The sequence below is a fragment of the Mesorhizobium sp. M0771 genome, from assembly GCF_040320155.1.
Taxonomy (GTDB): domain Bacteria; phylum Pseudomonadota; class Alphaproteobacteria; order Rhizobiales; family Rhizobiaceae; genus Mesorhizobium.
In genome coordinates this window covers 55,119-79,197 of the sequence record NZ_JAMYPC010000014.1, presented here as the reverse complement: position 1 = coordinate 79,197, position 24,079 = coordinate 55,119, and the positions used below count along the sequence as shown (strand labels likewise).

At 63.2% G+C, this 24,079-nt stretch carries 22 protein-coding genes, 1 tRNA gene and 1 riboswitch; of the genes, 12 read left to right on the top strand and 11 right to left on the bottom strand.

What is annotated here, in order from left to right:
- The first annotated feature begins 100 nt into the window (after positions 1–100).
- The 3 genes from NKI05_RS20880 (at position 101) to NKI05_RS20870 (ending at position 3,305) form a co-directional block, all read left to right on the top strand.
- A complete protein-coding gene (locus NKI05_RS20880) occupies positions 101–1,366 on the top strand; it encodes an ATP-binding protein (protein WP_023726832.1) in 1,266 nt (421 codons plus the stop codon).
- A 115-nt stretch (positions 1,367–1,481) separates the two neighbouring features.
- Positions 1,482–2,204 (top strand): phosphate signaling complex protein PhoU, encoded by a 723-nt coding sequence (gene phoU, locus NKI05_RS20875; protein ID WP_023696693.1) that lies wholly within the window; start codon positions 1,482–1,484, stop codon positions 2,202–2,204.
- Between the two features lie 93 nt (positions 2,205–2,297).
- A complete protein-coding gene (locus NKI05_RS20870; protein WP_023692534.1) occupies positions 2,298–3,305 on the top strand; it encodes a magnesium and cobalt transport protein CorA in 1,008 nt (335 codons plus the stop codon).
- A gap of 97 nt (positions 3,306–3,402) precedes the next feature.
- On the opposite strand, the gene NKI05_RS20865 is transcribed toward NKI05_RS20870, so the two are convergent.
- Positions 3,403–3,921 carry a GcrA family cell cycle regulator gene (locus NKI05_RS20865; protein ID WP_023669627.1) on the bottom strand — a complete coding sequence of 173 codons (519 nt, stop codon included), beginning with the start codon at positions 3,919–3,921 and terminating at the stop codon, positions 3,403–3,405.
- A gap of 358 nt (positions 3,922–4,279) precedes the next feature.
- Between NKI05_RS20865 and NKI05_RS20860 the strand changes: the two genes are divergently transcribed.
- The 3 genes from NKI05_RS20860 (at position 4,280) to NKI05_RS20850 (ending at position 7,549) form a co-directional block, all read left to right on the top strand.
- Positions 4,280–5,479 (top strand): aspartate aminotransferase family protein, encoded by a 1,200-nt coding sequence (locus NKI05_RS20860; protein WP_023681950.1) that lies wholly within the window; start codon positions 4,280–4,282, stop codon positions 5,477–5,479.
- Between the two features lie 18 nt (positions 5,480–5,497).
- Positions 5,498–6,409: an ornithine carbamoyltransferase gene (gene argF / locus NKI05_RS20855; RefSeq protein ID WP_023669629.1), complete on the top strand. Its 912-nt coding sequence runs from the start codon at positions 5,498–5,500 to the stop codon at positions 6,407–6,409.
- Positions 6,410–6,517: 108 nt separating this feature from the next.
- On the top strand, positions 6,518–7,549 hold the full coding sequence (locus tag NKI05_RS20850; RefSeq protein WP_031195623.1) for an Hsp33 family molecular chaperone: 1,032 nt from the start codon (positions 6,518–6,520) through the stop codon (positions 7,547–7,549).
- A gap of 185 nt (positions 7,550–7,734) precedes the next feature.
- On the opposite strand, the gene apaG is transcribed toward NKI05_RS20850, so the two are convergent.
- Complete coding sequence (gene apaG, locus NKI05_RS20845) at positions 7,735–8,127, bottom strand: Co2+/Mg2+ efflux facilitator ApaG/CorD (RefSeq protein WP_023669631.1); 393 nt, start codon at positions 8,125–8,127, stop codon at positions 7,735–7,737.
- Between the two features lie 221 nt (positions 8,128–8,348).
- Between apaG and NKI05_RS20840 the strand changes: the two genes are divergently transcribed.
- Positions 8,349–9,500, top strand: a complete 1,152-nt coding sequence (locus NKI05_RS20840) for a ceramide glucosyltransferase (RefSeq protein ID WP_023669632.1) — start codon at positions 8,349–8,351, stop codon at positions 9,498–9,500.
- Positions 9,501–9,511: 11 nt separating this feature from the next.
- On the opposite strand, the gene NKI05_RS20835 is transcribed toward NKI05_RS20840, so the two are convergent.
- Positions 9,512–10,702: an O-succinylhomoserine sulfhydrylase gene (locus tag NKI05_RS20835; RefSeq protein ID WP_023669633.1), complete on the bottom strand. Its 1,191-nt coding sequence runs from the start codon at positions 10,700–10,702 to the stop codon at positions 9,512–9,514.
- A gap of 57 nt (positions 10,703–10,759) precedes the next feature.
- Positions 10,760–10,837: riboswitch (SAM riboswitch) on the bottom strand.
- A 140-nt stretch (positions 10,838–10,977) separates the two neighbouring features.
- Between NKI05_RS20835 and NKI05_RS20830 the strand changes: the two genes are divergently transcribed.
- Both NKI05_RS20830 and NKI05_RS20825 read left to right on the top strand, forming a co-directional pair.
- Positions 10,978–12,072 carry a 2'-deoxycytidine 5'-triphosphate deaminase gene (locus NKI05_RS20830; protein WP_023681946.1) on the top strand — a complete coding sequence of 365 codons (1,095 nt, stop codon included), beginning with the start codon at positions 10,978–10,980 and terminating at the stop codon, positions 12,070–12,072.
- A 101-nt stretch (positions 12,073–12,173) separates the two neighbouring features.
- Positions 12,174–12,944, top strand: a complete 771-nt coding sequence (locus NKI05_RS20825) for an ABC transporter substrate-binding protein (RefSeq protein ID WP_023669635.1) — start codon at positions 12,174–12,176, stop codon at positions 12,942–12,944.
- 43 nt (positions 12,945–12,987) lie between these two features.
- Here NKI05_RS20825 and araD1 read toward each other — a convergent pair whose 3' ends face one another.
- The 4 genes from araD1 to chvE all read right to left on the bottom strand — a co-directional run bounded on the left by araD1 (position 12,988) and on the right by chvE (position 18,223).
- The gene (araD1, locus tag NKI05_RS20820) at positions 12,988–13,983 is read right to left on the bottom strand and encodes an AraD1 family protein (protein WP_023669636.1); all 996 of its coding nucleotides are present in this window, start codon (positions 13,981–13,983) and stop codon (positions 12,988–12,990) included.
- A gap of 201 nt (positions 13,984–14,184) precedes the next feature.
- Positions 14,185–15,471 (bottom strand): multiple monosaccharide ABC transporter permease, encoded by a 1,287-nt coding sequence (gene mmsB, locus NKI05_RS20815; RefSeq protein ID WP_023669637.1) that lies wholly within the window; start codon positions 15,469–15,471, stop codon positions 14,185–14,187.
- Positions 15,468–17,000, bottom strand: coding sequence for a multiple monosaccharide ABC transporter ATP-binding protein (gene mmsA, locus NKI05_RS20810; RefSeq protein WP_027049369.1), 1,533 nt, complete (start codon positions 16,998–17,000; stop codon positions 15,468–15,470). Before mmsA ends, mmsB begins: the two co-directional genes overlap by 4 nt.
- A 152-nt stretch (positions 17,001–17,152) precedes the next feature.
- Entirely contained in the window at positions 17,153–18,223 is a 1,071-nt protein-coding gene (gene chvE, locus NKI05_RS20805) for a multiple monosaccharide ABC transporter substrate-binding protein (RefSeq protein ID WP_023681943.1), read from the bottom strand.
- 289 nt (positions 18,224–18,512) lie between these two features.
- Here chvE and NKI05_RS20800 point away from each other — a divergent pair, with 289 nt between their 5' ends.
- Positions 18,513–19,520 carry a LysR family transcriptional regulator gene (locus tag NKI05_RS20800; protein WP_023681942.1) on the top strand — a complete coding sequence of 336 codons (1,008 nt, stop codon included), beginning with the start codon at positions 18,513–18,515 and terminating at the stop codon, positions 19,518–19,520.
- Positions 19,521–19,524: 4 nt separating this feature from the next.
- Here NKI05_RS20800 and NKI05_RS20795 read toward each other — a convergent pair.
- Positions 19,525–19,598, bottom strand: a tRNA-Gly gene (locus tag NKI05_RS20795).
- Positions 19,599–19,778: 180 nt separating this feature from the next.
- On the opposite strand from NKI05_RS20795, the gene NKI05_RS20790 reads away from it, so the two are divergent.
- Positions 19,779–20,042, top strand: coding sequence for a DUF6460 domain-containing protein (locus tag NKI05_RS20790; RefSeq protein WP_023696688.1), 264 nt, complete (start codon positions 19,779–19,781; stop codon positions 20,040–20,042).
- Positions 20,043–20,109: 67 nt separating this feature from the next.
- Here NKI05_RS20790 and NKI05_RS20785 read toward each other — a convergent pair whose 3' ends face one another.
- Entirely contained in the window at positions 20,110–21,012 is a 903-nt protein-coding gene (locus NKI05_RS20785) for a histone deacetylase family protein (protein ID WP_023816194.1), read from the bottom strand.
- 217 nt (positions 21,013–21,229) lie between these two features.
- Here NKI05_RS20785 and NKI05_RS20780 point away from each other — a divergent pair, with 217 nt between their 5' ends.
- Positions 21,230–22,567, top strand: coding sequence for an MATE family efflux transporter (locus NKI05_RS20780; RefSeq protein ID WP_023746699.1), 1,338 nt, complete (start codon positions 21,230–21,232; stop codon positions 22,565–22,567).
- Here the strand turns inward: NKI05_RS20780 and NKI05_RS20775 are convergent.
- Together NKI05_RS20775 and NKI05_RS20770 are read right to left on the bottom strand one after the other, a co-directional pair.
- Positions 22,564–23,634 carry a quinone-dependent dihydroorotate dehydrogenase gene (locus tag NKI05_RS20775; protein ID WP_023740731.1) on the bottom strand — a complete coding sequence of 357 codons (1,071 nt, stop codon included), beginning with the start codon at positions 23,632–23,634 and terminating at the stop codon, positions 22,564–22,566. The genes NKI05_RS20780 and NKI05_RS20775 overlap by 4 nt on opposite strands.
- A complete protein-coding gene (locus NKI05_RS20770) occupies positions 23,631–23,981 on the bottom strand; it encodes a DUF952 domain-containing protein (protein WP_023669645.1) in 351 nt (116 codons plus the stop codon). The genes NKI05_RS20775 and NKI05_RS20770 overlap by 4 nt, the downstream gene beginning before the upstream one ends.
- Positions 23,982–24,079 lie beyond the last annotated feature (98 nt).

The following is a 24,079-nucleotide window of genomic DNA, read 5'->3' as shown; positions in this document are numbered from 1 at the left end:
AGACGAACCTTTCCAGCTTGCGGACTCATGCTATGGGGGGCCTCAAACCCGGTCCAGCGGAAGTTTCGGCGGGACCGGCGCAGAAGCACGGAAAGCACGAATGGCTGACACCGGCGCAGAGCGGACAACCACGGGGCAGGCCGTCGCCGGCCGGCTGTGGAACAGCCGATGGCTGCTTGCCGCCGGTGCGATCGCCATCATGGCCGTTTATGGTTTTGCCGGTATCTCCGCCTATGTCGTCCTGGCTGCGTTGACGGTGCTGCTGGCCGCCGCGCTTCTGCCAACCGGAGGCGCCAGCCGGTCTGCTGAGACCATTGCCACGATCGAGGCGAGCGGGCTGCAGCGGCTTTCCGGCGAATATCTTGCGGCTGCCGTTGCCGATCCGCTGATCATCTTCGACCGCACCGCCACCATCGTCCACGCCAATGCCGCCGCCTTTGCCGCCTTTGTCGGTATCGCGCCCGGCCTGTCGCTGTCGCTAAAATTCCGCGCGCCGGAAATGCAGGCCTTGCTCGACGGCGTGCTGTCGGGAACCGTCGCCTCCGATGCCGTCGACTACACCGAGAAGCTGCCGGTTGAACGGGCCTACCGGGTCAGCGCGTCCTCGGTCGGCCACGCCACCGATCTCTATGTGCTGGTATTCAAGGACCAGAGTGAGACGCGCCGCATCGACCGCATGCGCGCTGACTTCATAGCCAATGCCAGCCACGAGTTGCGCACCCCGCTTGCTTCAATCTCGGGCTTCATCGAGACGTTGCGCGGCCCGGCCCGCAACGATCCGGCGGCGCGCGAGCAGTTCCTGCAGATCATGCAGAACCAGACCGGCCGCATGGCGCGCCTCATCGACGATCTCCTGTCGCTGTCGAGGCTTGAAATGAAGCCTTACCTGAGGCCGGGAACCGAGGTCGATCTGCGCCAGACCATCGACAGCGTCATCGATTCACTAGGCCCGCTCGCCAGCGAGAACGGCGTCGTCATCGAACGCGACTACGCCGAGGGGCCGCTCGACGTGCCCGGAGACCGCGACGAGCTGTTCCAGGTGTTCGAGAATCTCTTGGAAAACGCCTGCAAATACGGCCAGCCTGGCGGACGCGTCACGGTGTCGATCGCGCGGGGCGAGGCCGGCCCGGAACCGGGCATCGATGTAACCATCAGGGACTACGGCCCGGGCATCCCGGAAGAGCACATACCGCGCATTACCGAGCGCTTCTATCGCGTCGACGTGGAGAGCAGCCGCACGCAGAAAGGCACCGGTCTTGGCCTGTCCATCGTCAAGCATATTCTGACGCGCCACAACGCCCGGCTTTCGATCAAGTCGGAGGTTGGCAAGGGCGCGGCGTTCACGGTCCATTTGCCGGCAGGCTGAGGCGGTACTATCTGCTAACTGCCTGTTTCTTCTTTCTGTCATCCGGCTAGCGTATCAGCACAGGGGTCGAGGAAACGACTCAAAAGGCCAAAGATTTAAGGAAGGCATTTCGCCCATGCAGTCCGTACACATTGTCAGCGCCTATGACGAAGAGCTGAAATACCTGGCGAAGCGCATCGCTGCGATGGGCGGCCATGCCGAGCGCATGGTCGAGCAGGCGATCCAGGCGCTGGTCAATGCCGATCCCGGCCTCGCCCAGAAGGTCATTCGTGACGACATCGTGCTTGACGATGGCCAGCGCGAAATCGACGACAAAGCCATCGTCATCATCGCCAAGCGCCAGCCCATGGCGACGGATCTGCGCGAGATCGTCGGCGCCATCCGCATTTCGGCCGACCTCGAACGGGTCGGTGACCTCGCCAAGAACGTCGCCAAGCGTGTGGTCAGCGTCATTGACGGCCGCCAGCCGACCAGCCTGTTTCGCGGCCTCGAGGCGCTTGCCGAACTCGCTTTGACCCAGCTCAAGGAAGTGCTCGACGTCTATGCCTCGCGCTCGGTCGAGAAAATAGGCTTCGTTCGCGACCGCGACGACCAGATCGACGCCATGTACACCTCGCTGTTTCGCGAGCTTTTGACCTACATGATGGAAGATCCGCGCAACATCACGCCGTGCACGCATCTGCTGTTTTGCGCCAAGAACATCGAGCGCATCGGCGACCACGCCACCAACATTGCCGAGACGATCTACTACATCGTCACCGGCGAGCAGTTGCCGGCCGAGCGTCCCAAGGGCGACAAGACCGACAAGGTTGCCCTGCCGGTGCTGCCGGTGAAGTGATCGCGCCCCTCGAACGCTTAATCATATTGCGCTAAACTGCCCGGATGTTAGCGTCTCGGTTCCTGGCCAAGGCCAGGCGCTCAGGAGGCTGCGATGGAATATGTCCGAGAGTTCAAGCCGGCGCCGGCATCGTCCGGCATCATCGCGTCGAGCGTCTACACCGCCGGCAAGCGCATCGCCGACATACCGATCGAGGAAGCCGGCGAATGGGCCAAGAAGTCGGGCCATGTCGTCTGGATCGGGCTGCTCGAACCCGACCGCGAGCTTCTGCTGCGCGTCAAGGCGCAATTTCATCTGCACGAACTGGCGATCGAAGACGCCGAACATCCGCACCAGCGGCCGAAGATCGAGCAATATGGCGATGCACTGTTCATCGTTGCCCGCACTGCACAGCTGATCGACGGACGCGTCACCTTCGGCGAGACGCATCTGTTCGTCGGCTCAGGCTATATCGTCAGCGTCAGGCATGGTCCCTCGACCTCATACGCCGCCGTGCGCCAGCACTGGGAAAGCTGTCCGCACTCACTGGCCAAGGGCGAGGATTTCGTCCTCTACGCCATCCTCGACTTCATCGTCGACAACTACATGCCGGTGCTAGAGCAGATCGAGGACGAGGTCGAGGCGATCGAGGACAGGGTGCTGCTGAAGCCGATGACCGGTCCCGACATCGAGCGGCTCTATATGCTGCGCCGCGATCTGTTGCGCCTGCGCAATGCGGCGCTGCCGCTGGTCGAGGTCTGCCGCCGGCTGACCAGCGCCGAACTGCCGCAGATCCATACCGCAATGCATCCGCTGTTTCGCGATGTCACCGACCATATCCGGACCGTGCAGGAAAAGATCGACAGCCTGCGCGAGGTTCTGGCGTTCGCTTTCGAAGCCAGCCTGCTGGTCGGCCAGAGCCAGGAAACCGCGAACACCAAGAAGCTGGCCTCATGGGCGGCGATCCTGGCGGTGCCGACGGCGCTCGCCGGCATTTACGGCATGAATTTCGACGACATGCCGGAACTGAAGATGCAATACGGCTATCCCGTCGTATTGGTCTCGATCGCGCTGATCTGCTCGTTTTTGTATTGGCGATTTCGGAAGAGTGGGTGGCTGTGATGGTAGGCAGTAGGCAGTAGGCAGTAGGCAGAATAAGGTAGCGCCTCACGAGCGCTACCCCATTCCCTACTGCCCAGTCCCCAATCCCTATTCCTAACTACCGGCTCCTGCGCCGCTCTGAAGCCGGCTGGAACGCCACCCTTGCGTGGTACTTGCAGTAAGGTCCGGTTTCAGCCGCCTCGTTGCCGCAGAAGTTGAAGTCTTCCGATAGCGGATCGCCATTCGGCCATTTGCAGGTGCGCTCGGTGAGATCGGTGAGCTGCAGATGCCGCGAGATCGGCACGACGACGTTTTCGACCGGGCGGATGTAGTGGCGCGCCACCGGCTCGGCGTCGAACTGCGCCTGCAGTGCGTTCGCCCCGATCGAAGTCGTGACATGGCGCTGCGTGGTTGCGGCGCGAGGCACCGATTTCTGGATCGAAGATCCCTGCGTTGTCTTCTTCTGACGCGCCGGCGTCGCGGTCGAGCGTCCGCGGCCCGACAGCTTCAGCCGGTGCACCTTGCCGATGACCGCGTTGCGGCTGACCCCGCCGAGTTGTGCGGCGATCTGGCTTGCGCTCAAGCCCTCCGACCACAGTTTCCTGAGAAGTTCGACCCGCTCGTCAGTCCAGTTCATGAGACCGCGCTCCTGCTATGTGTGCGGCAGCCGGAATCCGTTCCCGACCCGGCAATCTTTGCCGGGGCAGACACCACATATATTAGGTGATTAGGTCCGCCGCACGAAATCTAGTTATTTCCCGACTACAATTACCTCATGTGTTGACTCGGTGACAAGAGTCCCAGGTGCAACACGAATCGGTTTTTTAGGTTTTCCCCAACTTGCCCGGTCGCTTATGAGCCGGCGTCTCGTCGGGAGCTGGCCACGCGCCTCTGCACGACGTTTTCGTTGACTTCATGGCCGAAAAACACGATAAGCCGCAAAGGCCGCCGCTTTGGCGGCTTTTTTGATTTTTCCGGTACCGGAGACGCATATAATGAGCGGTTCGGCGCTTTACGAGACCTTTGCCCGCGCCCCTTTGGCCTTCGATCATGGCGAAGGCACCTGGCTGGTTACCGACAAGGGCGAGCGATATCTCGATTTCGCTGGCGGCATCGCGGTCAATTCGTTGGGCCACAGCCATCCGCATCTGGTCTCGGCGCTGACCGAACAGGCGGCCAAGCTCTGGCACGTCTCCAATCTCTACGAGATCCCGGGGCAGGCCCGGCTCGGCGAGCGGCTGGCTGACGCCACCTTCGCCGACAAGGTGTTCTTCACCAATTCCGGCGCCGAGGCGCTCGAATGCGCGATCAAGACGGCGCGGCGCTACCAGTTCGTCAAGGGCCATCCCGAGCGCTTCCGGGTCATTACCTTCGAAGGCGCCTTCCACGGCCGCACGCTGGCGACCATCGCCGCCGGCGGCCAGTACAAATATCTCGAAGGTTTTGGGCCCAAGGTCGAAGGCTTCGACCAGGTCGGCTTCGACGACATCGACGCCGCCGAGAAGGCGATCACACCAGAGACCGCCGCGATCCTGATCGAACCGGTGCAAGGCGAGGGCGGCATCCGCCCGGTGCCGACGCAATCCTTGAAACGGCTGCGGCAGCTCTGCGACCAGCACGGCCTGCTGCTGATCTTCGATGAGGTCCAGTGCGGTATCGGTCGCACCGGAAAGCTGTTCGCGCATGAATGGACCGGCGTGACGCCCGACATCATGGCGATTGCCAAGGGCATTGGCGGCGGCTTCCCGATGGGCGCGTGCCTCGCCACCGACGACGCTGTCGTCGGCATGACGGCAGGCGTGCATGGCACCACTTTCGGCGGCAATCCGCTGGCCATGGCGGTCGGCAACGCTGTGCTCGACGTCGTGCTGGAAGACGGCTTCCTCGAAGACGTCCAGCGCAAGGCATTGCTGATGAAGCAGGGCCTGGCGGCGGTCGCCGACGAATTTCCCGATGTCATCGAAGGCATCAGGGGCAGCGGCCTGATGCTTGGCCTGAAATGCGCCATGCCCAACACCAAGGTCAACATGGCGCTGCGCGACCAGCATCTGCTGGCGGTGCCGGCCGGCGACAACGTCATTCGTCTGCTGCCGCCGCTGACCGTCACCGACGCCGAGATCGGCGAAGCGCTCGATCGCATCCGCGCCGGCGCCAAGGGCCTGACCGACGCCATCGCCGCGGCCGCCGCGAAGTAATCCCGAGAACCATTCCCGATGAGCCTTCGCCATTTCACCGATCTTTCCGCCGTTTCCGAAGGCGATCTGCGCCTGATGCTGGACGATGCGGTGGTGCGCAAGGCGCGCCTCAAGGCCGGCGAACGGACCAAACCGCTCGAAGGCAAGGTGCTGGCCATGATCTTCGACAAGCCGTCGACGCGCACGCGCGTGTCCTTCGACGTCGGCATGCGACAGCTCGGCGGCGAGACCATCATGCTGACCGGCACCGAAATGCAGCTCGGCCGTTCCGAGACCATTGCCGACACCGCCAAGGTGCTGTCGCGCTATGTCGACGCCATCATGATCCGCACCACGTCGCATGAGCGGCTGCTCGAGCTGACCGAGAATGCCACGATTCCGGTCATCAACGGGCTGACCGACGACACCCATCCCTGTCAGCTGATGGCCGACATCATGACCTTCGAGGAGCATCGCGGTCCGGTTGCCGGCAAGACCATCGCCTGGACCGGCGACGGCAACAACGTGCTGCATTCGCTGCTCGAAGCTTCGGCGCGGTTCCGCTTCAACCTGAACGTCGCAGTGCCGGAAGGCAGCGAGCCGGCGCAAAAGCATATCGACTGGTCGAAGAGCAATGGCGGCAAGCTGCACTTCACCCGCTCGCCCGAGGAAGCCGTCGACCAAGCCGACTGCATCGTCACCGACTGCTGGGTGTCGATGGGCCAGGAACACCGCGCCCGCGGCCACAATGTCTTCTCGCCCTATCAGGTCAATGCGGCGCTGATGGCCAGGGCCAAGCCCGACGCCCTGTTCATGCACTGCCTGCCGGCGCATCGCGGCGAGGAAGTCACCGACGAGGTCATCGACGGTCCGCATTCGGTTGTCTTCGACGAAGCCGAGAACCGGCTCCACGCCCAGAAGGCGGTTTTGGCCTGGTGTCTGGGCGCTTGATCTCCAGGCGCTTGATCTCCAAGCGCTTGATCCGGGGCGGCGCGATGCCTATTTGCGCCCCATCACGCAAATCAAGCGCGTTTGGACGCATGCACCCCTCCGGGCCGCATGGCCGCGCCCTGGAGCTTTGTCATGTTGGAAACGCATCAAGTGACTGAACATCACCCCAAACTCGGCGAGTTCGGCTATGCCGGCGACGATCATGTCGTACCCTTCGAGGTCGGCCCGCTCGACGTGCGCGGCCGCACCGTGCAACTCGGGCCGATGCTCGACGCCATCCTCAACCGTCACGACTATCCCGAGCCGGTCGCCCGCCTGCTCGCGGAAGCCTGTGTGCTGACGGTGCTGCTCGGCACCTCGCTCAAATTCGAAGGCAAGTTCATCCTGCAGACCCGCACCGACGGCCCGGTCGACATGCTGGTCGCGGATTTCTCCACGCCTTCGGCATTGCGCGCCTATGCGCGTTTCGACGCCGACCGGCTGGAGGCCCTGGTGGCCGCAGGCCAGACCTCGCAGCAGACGCTGCTGGGCAGCGGCGTTTTGGCGCTGACCATCGACCAGGGCGCGCACACGCAGCGCTATCAGGGCATCGTCCAGCTCGACGGCGAGACGCTGGAGGACGCCGCGCGCACCTATTTCCGCCAGTCGGAGCAGATCCCGACCGACCTCAGGCTGTCGGTGGCCAAGCTTCTGACGCCAGGTCCCGGCGGCGCTCGTGAGCAGTGGCGCGCCGGCGGCATCCTGGCGCAGTTCCTGCCGCAGTCACCCGAGCGCATGCGCGTGCCCGACATTTCGGGCGGCGACGGCGATCCGCGTGACGTGACGCAGGAGCCGGCCGACAATTCGTGGCGCGAGCTGGTGGCGCTGCTCGGCACCATCGAGCCGACCGAGCTGATCGACCCGACCATCGGCGCCGAGCGGCTGCTCTACAGGCTGTTCCACGAACATGGCGTGCGCGTCTTCGGCGGCGTGCCGGTCGCCGACCAATGTTCCTGCTCAAGGGACAAGATACGCGGCATCCTCGAGGGGTTTTCCGCGCAGGAGATCAAGGACAGCACCGAAGATGGCGGCATCCACGTCGCCTGCGAGTTCTGCTCGAAGCAGTACGACTTCGACCCGGCGGAGTTTGCAACTCAGTAGCATCTCTTCCTTCTCCCCGTTCACGGGGAGAAGGTGCCCGAAGGGCGGATGAGGGCAGCGCGAACTTTGGTGAATGGCCGCGCATAGCCTAGGTCATGTGCGTGGAAGATAACCTCATGACTCTGGCGCTGCCCCTCATTGCCCTGCCGGGCATTTCTCCCCGTATAGTGACGGGGAGAAAACCCCTAATTCACCGTCCGTCGGGTCCCCGGCAGATCCAGCGAAAACGCGGGAATAGCGACGTCGAACGTCTCGCCCTTTTTGTTGCGCATGGTGTAGTGGCCGACCATGAAGCCGGAGGGCGTCGAGAGCGGGCAGCCTGACGTGTATTGATAGCTGTCGCCGGGATTGAGCTCAGGCTGGTCGCCGACCACGCCGGCGCCGCGCACTTCCTCGACCCGGCCGCTGCCGTCGGTGATGTGCCAGTAACGCGCCATAAGCTGCACGAAATCGTCCGACTGGTTGTCGATCGTCACCTGGTAGCCCCAGACATAACGGTTCTCCGCCGGGTCCGAGCGGTCCTCCAGGTAGAACGGTCTGACCTGCACTTCGATGTTGCGCGTGACGGCGCGGTACATGGGCTGCTCCCGTTGCGCAGCAGGGAACATTTGTCGCGCCATGCGGTTTGATACGCGCAGAGCGGCATGTCCTGCCAGCCTCAAAGCGCAGTGCCGACAAACAATGTCATTTAAGTGACACATGACAATGTTGGTGTGCGCAAACCTTGCCGGCGACTCAAGGCCCATCTGTCGACTGACAAAGCAGCCGCGAGCGGCCTTTCCGGAGTGACCAGATCTCGATGGAACCAGCTCTCACAGCCGCCTTCGCTTCCTCCGCTTTGCTTCTTTCCAATCTCGCCAGCATCCTGCTTGCTTCGTCGAAACTGCAAGCGCGTCGCCTTATCCCTCCGCCGTCCGGCGAGCAGCCACCGGTCTCGATCGTCGTGCCGTCGCGCGGCGTGGAGCCGTTCACACAAGAGACGCTGCAGCGAGCCTTCTCGCTCGACTGGCCGCGCTACGAACTGATCTTCTGCGTCGCTCACGCCGACGATCCCGTCGTCAAACTGATAAACAGGGCGATCGTCCTGTTTCCCAACGTGCCGGCCCGGCTGCTGATCGGCGACGACCGCGTCAGCAGCAACCCGAAGCTCAACAACTGCGTCAAGGGCTGGGAAGCGGCGCGCTATCATTGGGTTATTCTGGCGGATTCCAACGTGCTGATGCCAAGGGATTACGTCCAGCACCTGATGGCGGCCTGGCGGACCAATACCGGGCTTATCTGCTCGACGCCGATCGGCTCTCGGCCGGATGGCTTTTGGGCCGAGGTCGAATGCGCGTTCCTCAACACGCTGCAGGCGCGCTGGCAATATGCCGGCGAGGCGCTCGGTCTCGGCTTTGCCCAGGGCAAGAGCATGCTGTGGAACAAGCCGATGCTCGATACCAATGGCGGTATCCGCGCGCTGGCCGCCGAGATCGCCGAGGATGCTGCTGCAACCAAGCTGGTCAACGGACTGGGCCTGCACGTCAATCTCGTTGCCTCGCCTTTCGAGCAACCACTGGGGCAGCGCCGACTTGCCGACATCTGGTCGCGCCAGGCGCGCTGGGCGCGGTTGCGCCGCGTCACCTTCCCACTGTTTTTCGCACCCGAGATCCTGACCGGCGTCGCCGTGCCGTTGGCGTTGGCGCTGGTGGCGGCCGCAAGTGCCGGCATCAGCCTGCCGGCCACGGTGATGGCCGTGCTGACGGCGGCCTACATTCCCGAATGCGCGCTGGCCGCGGCCAAGGGCTGGCATCTGTCGCTGCGCATGGTCCCGGCGATGATGGTCCGCGACATGATGCTTCCCGCCATCTGGGCGCGCGGCTGGCTGAGCGGCGCCGTCGACTGGCGCGGCAACACCATGACCATCGGCACCAAGACGGCCGAACTGGAAGAGGTTTCGTCGGGAGCGTGACGCCTCGCGGCCTATCCGGCTGCCTTCAGCGCCTGCGCAACGTCCTCCAGCAGATCGTCCGTATCCTCAAGACCGACCGACAGCCTGAGCGTTCCCGGCCCGATGCCAAGCTCGGCGCGAGCTTCGTCGCTGAGGTTCTTGTGCGTGGTGGTCGCCGGATGGGTGATCAGGCTCTTGGCGTCGCCGAGATTGTTGGAGATCAGCACGATGTCGAGCGCGTTCTGCAAGGCGAAGGCCGCCTGCTTGCCGCCCTTGACGTCGAGGCAGATCAGCGTCGATCCGCCCGTCATCTGCTTCTTGACGATGTCGGCCTGCGGGTGGTCGGCGCGGCCGGGATAGATGACGCGGGCGATTTCCGGCCGTCCTGCCAGGAAATCCGCGATCTTGGCCGCGCTTTCCGTCTGCTGGCGCACCCGAACCGGCAGCGTCTCCAGGCCCTTGAGCAGCGTCCAGGCGTTGAACGGCGACAGGCTCGGGCCGGTGTGGCGGAAATAGTCGTGCAAATTCTCGTCGATCCATTTCTTGTCCGACAGGATGATGCCGCCGAGACAGCGTCCCTGGCCGTCAATGTGCTTGGTCGCGGAGTAGACGACGATATGGGCGCCGAGCTGCAAGGGCTTCTGCTGCAAGGGCGTGGCAAAGACATTGTCGACGATCAGCCTGGCGCCGATCGAGGTGGCGAGCGCCGCCACCGCTGCGATGTCGACCACTTCCAGCGTCGGATTGGTCGGGCTTTCCAGGAAGAACAGTTTCGTGTTCGGCCGCACCGCCTTTTCCCAGTTGGCGATGTCGGTGCCGTCGACCAGCGTTGCCTCGATGCCGTATTTCGGCGCCAGCGTCTCCACCACCCAGCGGCAGGAGCCGAACAGCGCGCGCGCCGCAACGATATGGTCGCCGGCCTTGGCGCTGCACAGGAGCGCTGCCGTCACCGCCGCCATGCCGGACGCCGTGGCGCGCGCATCTTCGGCACCCTCCAGCGCGCACATGCGCTTTTCGAACATGTCGACGGTAGGGTTGGCGTAGCGCGAATAGATGAAGCCCGGCTCCTCGCCCTTGAAACGGGCTTCCGCGGCCTGCGCCGTTTCATAGACATAGCCCTGGGTGAGATACATCGCTTCCGACGTCTCGCCGAACTGTGAACGCAGTGTTCCCCCGTGCACGAGTGCGGTCTGAGGCTTCCAGTTACGCTTCTTGGTGCTCATCGCTTTTGTTCCAGACACAAAAAAACCGGCCGCGAAAGTCGCAACCGGTCCATATGGCCTTGCGGCCCGACGGTCCTTTAGCGACTTGTTTAACGTGGCTGCAAGCCGACCGGCCAAATCACCACGGGATAACGACCCTTTAGACCTCACCTGCGCTTGCGTCAATTGCCGGCTTCATTAAGAGGTTTGTACCAGGCAGGTTCCGCAATAATATCCAGCGGTTTTGCGGCAAGAACCTGCCACAAAGAGACCGACCTTGGAGCGGAGCCAGCCTTTTGCGGCAGACAGGCATTCTTCCCGATCAGGACATTTCCGCGCTGTTTCAGTCCGGCGCGCTGGAGTCGCCGCGCGCGCTCGATGTCGACCAGGTGCAGCCGGCGAGCCTCGATCTGAGGCTCGGCAACAAGGCTTTTCGCGTGCGCGCCTCCTTCCTGCCGGGTCCCGATCATCTGGTGGCCGACAAGCTTCACCGGCTGAAATTGCATGAGTTCAGTCTCGCCGAGGGCGCGGTGCTGGAAACCGGCTGCGTCTACATCGTGCCGCTGCTCGAAAGCCTGGCGCTGCCCGCAAACGTGTCGGCCTCGGCCAACCCGAAGAGCTCGACCGGCCGGCTCGACATCTTCACCCGGGTGATGACCGATCGCGGCCATGAGTTCGACAAGATCGCCCCCGGCTATCACGGGCCGCTTTATCTCGAAGTCAGTCCACGCACCTTCCCGATCGTCGTACGCGCCGGATCGAGGCTGTCGCAGATCCGCTTTCGCACCGGCAACGCGCTGTTGTCGGAGGCAGAACTGAACGAATTGCACCGCGCCGAGATGCTGGTGGCGACCGAGCCGCCCAACATTTCCGGCGGCGGCATTGCGCTGTCGATCGATCTTGACGGCGACCAGAACGGCCTGGTCGGCTATCGCGGCAAGCATCACACCGGCTTGGTCGATGTCGACAAGCGCGCCGCCCAGGATGCCGTCGATTTCTGGGAGCCGCTCTATAAGAGCGGCGCCGGCGAACTGGTGCTCGACCCGGACGAGTTCTACATCCTGGTCAGCCGCGAAGCCGTGCACGTGCCGCCGCTCTACGCCGCCGAGATGACGCCCTTCGATCCGCTGGTTGGCGAATTCCGTGTTCACTATGCCGGCTTCTTCGATCCGGGCTTCGGCCATTCGGCCTCAGGCGGCACCGGCAGCCGGGCGGTGCTCGAAGTGCGCAGCCACGAAGTGCCGTTCATCCTCGACCACGGCCAGATCGTCGGCCGGCTGGTCTACGAACACATGCTGAAGCGGCCGCAGGCGCTTTACGGCACCGATCTCGGCTCGAATTACCAGGCGCAAGGCCTCAAGCTCTCCAAGCATTTCCGCCCCGCCGGCTGAACCTTCGATCACCGTCAGGCAAAATACTTGCCTGCGCTGCCTCACCATGCTTGGCTGCCTTTCGGTGGCCGGCAAGAGAACGGCGCGCAAGGGGAACCAAAATGCAGATTTCAAGATGGATCATATCGGCAGCGGGCGCTGCCATGCTGGTGATATCGGCCGGCTCGCTGGCTGAGGCGCAGGAGAAATTGAAGATCGGCACCGAGGGCGCTTATCCGCCCTTCAACACCATCACCGCGGACGGCAAGATCGAGGGCTTCGACATCGACATTGCCAATGCGCTGTGTGCGCAGATGAAGGTCGAGTGCGAGATCGTCACCCAGGACTGGGACGGCATCATCCCGGCGCTGCAGGCGAAAAAGTTCGACGCCATCATCGCCTCGATGAGCATCACCGAGGAGCGCAAGAAACAGGTCGCCTTCACCAACAAATACTACACGACGCCGCTGGCGCTGGTGGCGCCCAAGGACAGCGACCTCACTTCCACCGAACCGGCAGCCCTTGCCGGCAAGACGGTGGGCGCGCAGGCCTCGACCACCCAGGCCGACTATGCGCAGGACGCCTATGGCAAGGCCGGCGCCGAGGCGAAACTCTACCCCACCCAGGAAGAGGCGATCACCGACCTGCAGAACGGCCGTCTCGACGCCGTCATCTCCGACAAGTTCGTGCTGATGGACTGGCTGAAGAAGGCGAGCGAAGGCTGCTGCAAGCTTGTCGGCGACGTCAAGGGCACCGAGACGCAAGCCGGCATCGCTGTCCGCCTGGAAGACACGGCGCTGCGCGACAAGCTGAATGCGGCGATAGACGCCATCGTCGCCGACGGCACTTACAAGAAGATCCAGGCCAAGTATTTCGACTTCGATATTTATTGACGGTGGGCGCTGCCAATCTCCCCCCTCAAGGGGAGATTACGTCTCAAAGCGCCTTCACCGCCACCTTCACCGGCTGCTCGATCTCCAGCGGGTTGCGCAGCGGCAGGCCGAAATCCCCGGCCTCGATCTCGAACACGTCGCCGGCCTGAGTCTTGATGCCGTCGGCAAAGGACAGCGTCGCCGTGCCGAACATGTGCACATGCACGTCGCCCGGCTGGCGGAAGGCCGAATATTTGAAGTGATGATGTTCGAGATTGGCGATTGTGTGCGACATGTTCGCTTCGCCCGACAGGAACGGCTTTTCCCACAGCAAATTGCTGTCGCGATAGATTCGCGATGAGCCCCTGACGTCGGCCGGCAGGTCGCCGATCAGGATTTCCGGCCCGAACGAGGCGTTGCGCAGTTTGGAATGTGCCAGGAACAGATAGTTCACCCGCTCGGTAACATGATCGGAAAACTCGTTCGACAGCGTGAAGCCGACGCGGAACGGCGCGCCGTCGTCGCCGATGACATAGATGCCGGCGATTTCCGGCTCCTCGCCGGCGTCCTGCGCGAAGGCCGGCGACATCAGTGCGGCGCCCGGCGCCACCGCCATGGTGCCGTTGCCCTTGTAGAACCATTCCGGCTGCACGCCGGTCTGGCCCTTGGCCGGCTTGCCGCCTTCGAGCCCCATGCGGAACATCTTCATGGAATCGGTAAGCTGCTCCTCGCCGCCATCGCTGAGCTTCTTGTGCATGGAATCGCGCGTCGCCGCCGAGCCGAGATGGGTCAGGCCGGTGCCGGTCAGATGCAGATGCGCAGGATCGGGATGGTTGATCGGCGACACCAGCCGGCCCTTCTTGTAGACGGCGTCGAGGTCTATCGCTTCACCGAACCCCTTGCGCTCGATCAGCGCGGCGAGGCCCGTTCCGGTGCGCGCGGCTTCCATGGCCAGCGAATAGACGCTGCGGGCGCCGTTGATGATCCTGGTCTTGCCGCCGCCATTGCGGGCGACGACGCGGATGGTCTCGGCGTCGTCGAGGATCTGGGAGATTAGCATGATGAAATCCTCTCTCATGTGCCTTGGCCGGGTTGCCCCTTGGCAAACCTTGACCTGCGCGGCTCGGACCTCGCCGCGCCACGGGTTGAACTCTTCGTCCGGATTGCGCTCGCGAGCTCCATCCCTCGGGGGACTTCTTATGCCGACAACTTGCCGGCTGCGCCGCGACCGTATGCCTCCTGCTTGCCTCGCTGAAGCTTGTCAGGCCTTGTTCTTGTTGTAGACGTCGAAGATCACGGCGCCGAGCAGCACCAGGCCTTTGACCACCTGCTGCCAGTCGACATTGACGCCCATGATCGACATGCCGTTGTTCATCACGCCCATGATGAAGCCGCCGACGACCGCCCCGATAACCTGGCCGACGCCGCCCATCGCCGAGGCGCCGCCGATGAACACGGCGGCGATGACGTCGAGCTCCGAGCCGAGACCCGCCGCCGGCACCGCCTGGCCGAGACGAGCCGCGATGATCAGGCCGCCAAGCGCCGACAGCACGCCCATATTGATGAACACCATCAGCGTCAGCCGCTCGGTGTTGATGCCCGACAGCTGCGCCGCCTTGGGATTGCCGCCCATGGCGTAGATGCGCCTCCCGATGGTCATGCGCTTGGTGACGAAGACGAACAGCGTGATCAGCACGCCCATGACCAGCAGCACCACGGGCAGGCCGCGGTAGCTGGCAAACTCATAGACCAGGAACAGCGCCAGCGCGCTGGCGACCAGCGTCTTGACGACGAACAGGGTGAAGGGCTCGGCCTCATAACCATGGCGTTCTCGTTTGCGCCGGGTGCGGACCCCGAAATAGGCATAGGCGAGCACGGCGATCAGCCCCAGCACGACCGTCGTCATGTGCAGGGTCACGCCGCTGCCCATGATGGTCTTGCCGGCTGCGTTCACGACCGGCGGGACGAGCGTCAGTGGGCCGATCACATCCGGGATGAAGCCGGAGCTGAGCATCTTGAAGTCGTCGGGAAGCGGACCCACCGACGAGCCGCCGCCAAGCAACGCCTGGCAAATGCCGCGGAAGATCAGCATGCCGGCCAGCGTGACAATGAAGCTCGGTATCCGGTGATAGGCGATCCAATACCCTTGCGCGGCGCCGATCAGGCCACCCGCGACCAGGCAGACGATCGAAACCACCAGGGGATTGCTCAGCGGTCCGAGTTGCCAGATGACCATCATGTTTGCCGCCAGCGCGCCAATGAAACCGGCGACCGATCCGACGCTGAGGTCGATATAGCCCGATACGATCACCAGCAGCATGCCCAGCGCCATCACGATGATGAAGGAGTTCTGCTGCACCAGATTGCTGAGGTTGACCGGCTTGAACAACGTCCCCGACGTGGTGAACTGGAAGAACAGCATGATGACGATCAGGGCTATGATCAGTCCGTATTCGCGTAAATTCGTCGCCAGCGCCGAGACGGCGATGCGCGGGCGCTGTTCGTCGGCGACGTTGCCCTGCGGGGCGGGGGCGCTTTCGGTGCTCATGCTGCTTTTCCTTCTCCCCGGACGATGGCGCGCATTATCTTTTCCTGGCTTGCTTCCGCCGCCGGCATTTCGCCCACCATGCGCCCTTCGTTCATGACGTAGATGCGGTCGGTAATCCCCAGCAATTCCGGCATTTCCGACGAGATGACCACGATCGCCTTACCCTCCGAGGCAAGGCGCGCGATGATCGTGTAGATTTCATATTTGGCGCCGACATCGATGCCGCGTGTCGGCTCGTCGAGGATCAGCACGTCAGGGTCGGCAAACAACCATTTCGACAGCACCACCTTCTGCTGGTTGCCGCCGGAAAGATTGCCGGTCATCTGATAGACGCTTGACGCACGGATATTGGTCTTCTTGCGATAGTCGTTGGCGACCGCAAGCTCGCGCATGTCGTCGATCACGCTGTGGCGCGACACGCCGTCGAGATTGGCCAGCGTAATGTTATGCTTGATATGGTCGATAAGGTTGAGGCCGTAGGTTTTGCGGTCCTCGGTGACATAGGCGATGCCGTGTTGGACCGCCTTGCTTACCGAGGAGACATCGACCGGCTTGCCCTTGAGCAGCACTTCGCCGGTGATGCGGCGGCCATAGGAGCGGCCGAACAGGCTCATGGCGAATTCGGTGCGGCCGGCGCCCATCAGCCCGGCGATGCCGACCACCTCGCCCTTGCGCACATTGATGTCGATGCCCTTGATCACCTGTCGCTCGGCATGGAGCGGGTGATAGACCGACCAGTTCTTCACCTCGAACACGACTTCGCCGATCTTGGGCTCGCGCGGCGGATAGCGGTCGTCTAGCGAACGGCCGACCATCGAGGTGATGATGCGGTCTTCGGAGATATCCTTCTTGGCCAGCGTCTCGATGGTGCGCCCGTCACGGATGACGGTTACCTTGTCGGCGACCCGGTTGATCTCGTTGAGCTTGTGCGAGATCAGGATCGAGGTCATGCCTTGGCGCTTGAATTCGAGCAGAAGATCGAGCAGCGCCTGGCTGTCTTTCTCGCTGAGCGACGCGGTCGGCTCGTCGAGGATCAAAAGCTTGACGTCCTTGCTCAGCGCCTTGGCGATCTCGACCAGCTGCTGCTTGCCGACGCCGATATTGGTGATCAGTGTCTTGGGGTCCTCCTTGAGGCCCACCTTCTTCAACAGGGCAGCGGTGCGCGCCTCGTTGGCATCCCAGTCGATGACGCCGTATCGGGCGTTTTCGTTGCCGAGGAAGATATTTTCGGTGATCGACAGCATCGGCACCAGCGCTAGCTCCTGGTGGATGATGACGATGCCCTTGTGTTCGCTGTCATGGATACCTTTGAACTGGCATTCCTGACCCTGAAAAATGATCTGGCCGTCATAGGTGCCGGCGGGATAGACGCCCGACAGGACCTTCATCAGCGTCGACTTGCCGGCGCCGTTCTCGCCAACCACGGCGTGGATCTCGCCTTCTTCGACGCTGAGGTTGACGTTCGACAGCGCCTTCACGCCGGGGAACGTCTTGGTGATGTCGCGCATCTCCAAAATCGTCGTCATCAGGGCAAGCTCCTCCTGTTGCATGTCGCTCCAAAGTGCTTGCGGTTTGAGACAACGACATGCACGCAAACTAAGTCCGGTAGAAACAATACCGGGGTCGCTTGTGAACGGACAGGGGTCCTGCGTCGCGCAGGACCCCTGTCTTTATAAACGGATTACTTCAGTTCGTCGGCCTTGATGTAGCCGGAGTCGACGACCAGTGCCTGGTAGTTCGACTTGTCGACCTCATGCGGCGTCAAAAGGATCGAGGGGACGACCTTGACGTCGTTATTGTAGGTCTTTTCGTCGAGGCCGTCCGGCTTGCCGCCCGAGAGCACCTTGTCGACGAGCTCGACGGTGGCCTTGGCCAGTTCGCGGGTGTCCTTGAACACGGTCGAGTATTGCTCGCCCGTGATGATCAGCTTGACCGAAGCAGTCTCGGCGTCCTGGCCGGTCACGATCGGCCACGGCTGGGCGTCGGTGCCGTAACCCACGGCGCGCAGCGAAGCGGTGATGCCGCGCGACAGGCCGTCATAGGGCGAAAGAACGCCATCGACGCGGCTGCCGTCCGAGTAGTTGGCCGACAGCAGGTTGTCCATGCGCGCCTGGGCGGTGGCGGCGAGCCAGCGCAGCGTGCCGACCTTGTCCATGCCGGTCTGGCCGGACTTGATCTTGATCGAGCCGTCATCGATCAGCGGCTGCAGCACCGAGATTGCGCCGTTGTAGAAGAAGAATGCGTTGTTGTCGTCCGGCGAGCCGCCGAACAGTTCGACGTTCCACGGCTTGGTGTTCGGGAAGCGCTCCTTGAGACCCTTGACCAGCGAGTTCGCCTGGATCACGCCGACGCCGAAATTGTCGAAGGTGGTGTAGTAATCGACATTGGCGGTCTTCTTGATCAGGCGGTCATAGGCGACGACGACGACGCCGGCGTCAGCGGCCTTCTGCAGCGCGTCCGACAGGGTCGTGCCGTCGATCGAAGCGATGATCAGCGCCTTCGGGCCCTTGGTGATTTCGTTTTCCAGCTGGCTGAGCTGGTTGGGGATGTCGTCCTGAGCGTACTGCAGGTCGACCGTGTAGCCGAGAGCTTCGAGCTGGGACTTGACGGCATCGCCGTCATTGATCCAGCGCTGCGAGGTCTTGGTCGGCATCAGCACGCCGACAAGACCCTTGTCGGCTGCATGCGCCGAGTAGGTCATGGCAGCGATGCCAAGGGCCGCGACGGCGGCCAGTGTCTTGATGATTTTCACGTAAAACTCTCCCTGGTTGATGGACGCGACACCTCGGGGCTTCGCGGGCCGCGCAGTCGGGCGGATGCGCCAAAGCGCCGCCGCCGTCATAATCGATCTCCGGTATCCTCCCAATCGGCCCTCAGATTTAAATCGATACGATTTTGCTCGTCATCGACCGTCAAGTCTTGAGGACGCGCGAAAGTGTGACCCTTTGCCATAACTGTCAAATGCGATCTTCGGTGGTTGCTATACCAAAACCGGTATATGACTAAACCGGGCTGGAACAGTGGCGGAAGCGGGAAAAGGCATGGCGGCTTTACGAGGTCCTCAGGGAATTTCAAGCGGTTACGATGAATTGCCGGGCGATGGCGAGACACTTCTGCGTAGCGGCTTGAGCCTGCGTCACATGCGCATGATCGCAGCACTCGACGATCACGGTCGGGTGAGTGCTGCCGCCCAGGTGATGAACATCTCGCAGCCGGCGGCCTCGCGCATGATTTCCGAGATGGAAGCGGTGCTCGAGGTGAAGCTCTGCGAAAGGCTGCCGCGCGGCATCACGCTCACCCCTTACGGCAAGGCGCTGGCCCGGCGCGCGCGCTCGATCCTGCTCGAAATGCGCGAGGCCGACCGCGAAATATCGGAGCTCAAGGCCGGCAAGGGCGGCTCGGTGTTCCTTGGCGCGGTGACGGCGCCGGCGATCGAACTGGCGGTCCCGGCGATCCGCGAGATACGCCGCCTCTATCCGCGCATCGAGATTACCATGCAGGTCGAGACGTCGAATGTGCTGGCGCGCGAACTGATCGCCACGCGCCATGATTTCATCATCGCCCGTGTCCCCGAAGACCTCAATCCGCGCCTGTTCGAATCGCGCGTCATCGGCGTCGAGAAGGCCTGCCTGATCGTGCGCCGAGGCCACCCGCTGAGCAACGGCCATCCTCTAAACAATGGGAAGGCGGTGAGGCTGGAGGACACCGCCGCCTTCGACTGGGTGTTCCAGTCGGGCGGGTCGCCGCTGCGCCAGGCGATGGAGAGCAATTTCCTGAACCGCAACATCGCCCTGCCGGACCGCATCCTCAACACCTCGTCGCTGCTGCTCACACTGGTCATGGTGGCGCAGTCCGACGCCATCGCCCCGGTGTCGATCCAGGTGGCAAAATTCATCCAGAACCCCGACGGTCTCGCCGGCGCCATCGATGTCGTCCAGACCGAGTTCGACATCGAGGTCCGCCCCTACAGCCTGATCACGGTGAAGAACCGCGTGCTGTCGCCGGCAGCCAAGATGCTGCACGATTTTATCTTGCGGGAAGTGGGATAGGAACTGGAGCGGGTAGAGGGAATCGAACCCTCGCGTTCAGCTTGGGAAGCTGACAAGCTACCATTACATCATACCCGCGTCGGCCTCTCGATATCATGATGGGCGTGCTTCGGGCAATCGCCCTTGGACAGCTGTTCGGAAACGGCTGTTGGAAACCCGACCGATTGCGCCGTCCGCCCGCCTTGATGCGGGCGCAGCAAGTGCGTATTCGTGGGTTTGTACCCCGAATCCGGGCAAACCAATCTGGAGGCAGGCCCCTTGTCCACAGTGACGCGCTTTCTCGGTGACTCGCCCGTCAGGGTGATCGTCAAGCTGCTGGTCGTGTCGTTCCTGGTCGGCCTGGTCATGAATGCGTTCGGCTGGACGCCGATGGACGTCTTCTACCGCATCCAGGGTTTCTTCATCGATCTTTGGAACCTCGGCTTCAACGCGGTCTATCGCTTCTTGGGCTATATCCTGCTCGGCGCCGCGATCGTCGTGCCGGTGTTCATCCTGCTCAGGCTCGCGAACTACCGGAAGTGAAGCGGACCACGATCCCGAAAAGTGGAAACCGGTTTTCGGAAAAGATTGTGCTCAAACCAAAGGCCACTCAGGCAAAGTCCGACGCCACCTCGAACAGGATGGCGTGGCGCGCCGCGAGCGCTGCGACATCGGTCGAATAGCCGCCGCCGATGACACCGCAGACCGGGATGCCCAGCGCGCGGAAATGACCGATCACCATGGCGTCGCGGGCACGCACGCCGTCATCGCTGAGCGATAGCCGGCCGAGCCGGTCCTCGGCATGCACGTCGACACCGGCATTGTAGAAGACGATGTCCCAGTGCGCCTTGGCCGAGAGCTCCGGCAGGAGGACACCCAGCCGTTCGAGATAGGCGCCATCGCCGGTGCCGTCCGGCAGGGCAACGTCGAGATCGGAGGCAATCTTGCGCACCGGATAATTGCGTCCGCCATGCATGGAGAAGGTGAAGGCGCGTGGTTCGTCTCTCAGTATATCCGCCGTGCCGTCGCCCTGATGCACATCGAGATCGACGATCAGGATGTTTTTCACCGCGTCTTCGGCTAGCAGCACCAGCGAAGCGACGGCAACATCGTTGAAGGTGCAGAAGCCCGCGCCTTGCGCGCGCCGCGCATGGTGGCTGCCGCCGGCGCTGTTGCAGGCAATGCCATTGATAAGCGCCAGTCGCGCCGCCAGCACCGTGCCGCCGGCGGCGAGTTGCGCCCTGAGCGAAACGCGCAGTCCCACGGGAAAGCCGATCTCGCGCTCGATCTTTTCAGGCACTGAACACGTGATGACCTGGTCGACATAATCAGCCGCATGGGCGAGCTTCAGCCAGGAGGCCGGCGCCGGCTCGGGCATCCACAGCGCCCCGGCATGGATCAGGCCCCTGATATGCAAGGCCTGCATCAGCAGCGGATATTTGCTCATCGGAAAGCGATGATTGACGGCGAAGCCGGCATCGTAGTCGGGATGATGGACGATCTGCAGGGGCATGGCTAAAGCAATTCCAGGAAAAGTGTGCAGCGGTTTTCCCGGGAGAAGCGCGTAGCGCTTCCCTTTGGGAATTGCTTAAAACCAGTACTGGGATCCGGCGGGCTCGCGCCAGAAGAACATTTCGGTTGGCCGTCACGGCAAGAGTGATTGCGCGGTGGCGGGAAAATGGGGCACATCGGCTGTTCGATCAAGCCGCAACCAGCAAGGCAGCAATCCCCTGGACACGGGTGCAACCCCAGCCGACGCGAGACCCTTCGCCGTCACCAACCGTTCGGTGCTCGCCATCGCCGTGCCGATGACGCTCGCCTATCTGACGACGCCGCTGCTCGGCATCGTCGACACGGCGGTGGTCGGGCAGTTCGGCGATGCCGCCCTGCTCGGCGGCCTGGCGGCCGGGGCCCTGGTCTTCGACGTCGTCTTCAGCACCTTCAATTTCCTGCGCTCCGGCACCACCGGCCTCGTCGCCCAGGCGTTTGGGCGCGGCGACGAAACCGAGGAGCAGGCGGTGTTCTGGCGCGCCGTGCTGATCGCGGTCGCCGCCGGCATCGTGCTTGTCGTCCTTGCGCCGCTGATTGCCATCGCCGGCCAGAAATTCATCGGCGGCGAAGCGCGCGTCGGCGAGGCGATGGGCGTCTATATCCACATCAGAATGCTCGCCGCCCCCTTCACGCTGATCAACTACGCCATCCTCGGCTATGTCCTTGGACGCGGCGAGGGCGGGCTTGGGCTGATGCTGCAGGCGGTGCTCAACGGCATCAACATCGTGCTTTGCATCCTGCTCGGCCTGAAGCTTGGCTGGGGCGTCGCCGGCGTGGCCTGGGCGACCGTCACCGGCGAATGTCTGGCCATGCTGCTGGGTCTCGCCATCGTTGTCTGGCGCTTCCGGGCCGCACCCCGCCTGCCGCGGCATCGCCTGCTCGACATGCCCGCTTTCCTGCGCATGCTGTCGCTCAACCGCGATATCATGATCCGCTCGTTCTCGCTGCTCGCCGCTTTCGCGCTGTTCACCCGCCAGGGCGCGCAGTTCGGCACGCTGACGCTGGCCGCCAATGCCGTGCTGATGAACTTCTTCCTCGTCGCCGGCTATTTTCTCGACGGTTTCGCCACCGCGGCCGAACAGTTGGCGGGACGCGCGATCGGCGCACGTGCCGAGACGGCGTTCCGCCGGGCGGTACGTCTGACCTTATTCTGGGGGTTCGGCCTCGCCGGAACCGCCACGCTGATCTTCTGGCTCGGCGGCGCCGGCCTGATTTCGTTGATCACCACGTCGCCGGATGTTCGTGCTGTTGCCGACATCTATCTGCCGTGGGCGGCACTGACACCGCTGAGCGGCGTGCTGGCCTTCCAGATGGACGGCGTCTTCATCGGCGCTACCTGGTCGCGCGAGATGCGCAACATGATGCTGGTGTCGTTCCTGGCCTTCAGCGCCGCATTGTTCAGCTTGGCGCCGTCTCTCGGCAATCACGGCCTGTGGGCGGCGCTGCACGTCTTCCTGCTGGTGCGCGGCTTCAGCCTGCTGGCCATCCTGCGGCTCCGGTTGCGCACGGCGTTTTAGAGCGGCCTGGCAGCCCACTGATCGAGCCGGCTGTCGCGCAGTTCGCGCAATGATTTCAGCCGCTCCTTGTCGGCAAATCGCACCATCCCGGCAAGGATGCGCCCCGGCAGCGCCGGCCCGGCATAGACCATGCCGGTATAGAGCTGCACGAGGTCGGCGCCGGCGCGGATTTTCTCCAGCGCGGCATCAGTGGAATCGACGCCGCCGACGCCGATGACGGCGCGCTCCGGCCCGAGCAGCCGACGCATCTTGGCCAGCACGATGGTCGAACGCTCGAACAGCGGTTTTCCCGAGAGACCGCCGGTCTCGCCGCTTGTGCTACGCAATCCGGTTCGCGCCAGCGTCGTGTTGGAGACGATGACGCCGTCAATCTGCTTCTCGCTGACTTCGGCGGCGATGTCTTCAAGCTCGGCCTCGACCAGATCGGGCGCGATCTTGAGGAAGAGGGGCGGCTGCGCCGAAGCTGCTGCACGCACCGACATGACCCGAGACAACAGTTCGCCGAGCTGTTCGCGCGCCTGCATGGTGCGCAGGCCGGGCGTGTTGGGCGACGAGATGTTGACGGTGAGATAGCTGGCGTATTTCGCAAAACGGGAAACGCCCAACTCATAGTCACGGACACGATCGGCGCTGTCCTTGTTGGCGCCGATGTTGACGCCGACAATGCCGCCGCGTCCCTGGCGCGCGGCAAGGCGTTTTTCCGCCGCCTCGTGGCCCTCATTGTTGAAGCCCAGGCGGTTGATCACCGCATCATCCTCCGTCAGCCGGAAAATGCGCGGCTTCGGATTGCCGGCCTGCGGCAGCGGCGTCACGGTGCCGACTTCGGCAAAGCCGAAGCCGAGGCCAAGCAGCGCGTCGGGCACCTCGGCGTTCTTGTCGTAGCCTGCGGCCATGCCGAGCGGATTGGGGAAGGCGATGCCACAGAGGCTGAGCTTCAACCTGTCGTCGCGCACCGTCCGCGCGCCGACCGGCAGACCGCATCGCAGCGCCGCGATCGACATGCCATGCGCCGTTTCCGGATCGAAGGTGAACAGCAGTTTCTGGCCGATGCGATCGAACACGATCATTCGGCCTCCAGCGCCGGGAATTGATGGGCGCCGTCGGCCCCGAGCGGCAGTGGCCGCACCCACAGCACGGCGCTCATATCGAGCACGCCATAGAGATGCGGGAACAGCGCGCCGCCCCGCGAGACCTCGTATTTCAGCGCGTCACCGAGCAGCGCCCCGTCGATGGCGATCAGCAGCAAATCCATCTGGCCGGCGAAATGCTTCGCCGCCGTCTCCCTGACCTGATCAGCGGTGGAGAAATGGATGAAGCCGTCGGCGATATCGATCGGAGCGCCGGTGAAACGGCCGTTTTTCTCGGCCTCGCGCCAAAGCGCTTCGGGCGCGATCTTGTAGATAATCTGAGACATGGTTGCGCTATAATCCGAACCGATCATGCGGGGAAGGGCAACTCGTCCGCATTTACGGCGCAAAGCTGTGATAGGTTGCGCATACTGGCTCGTGGAGG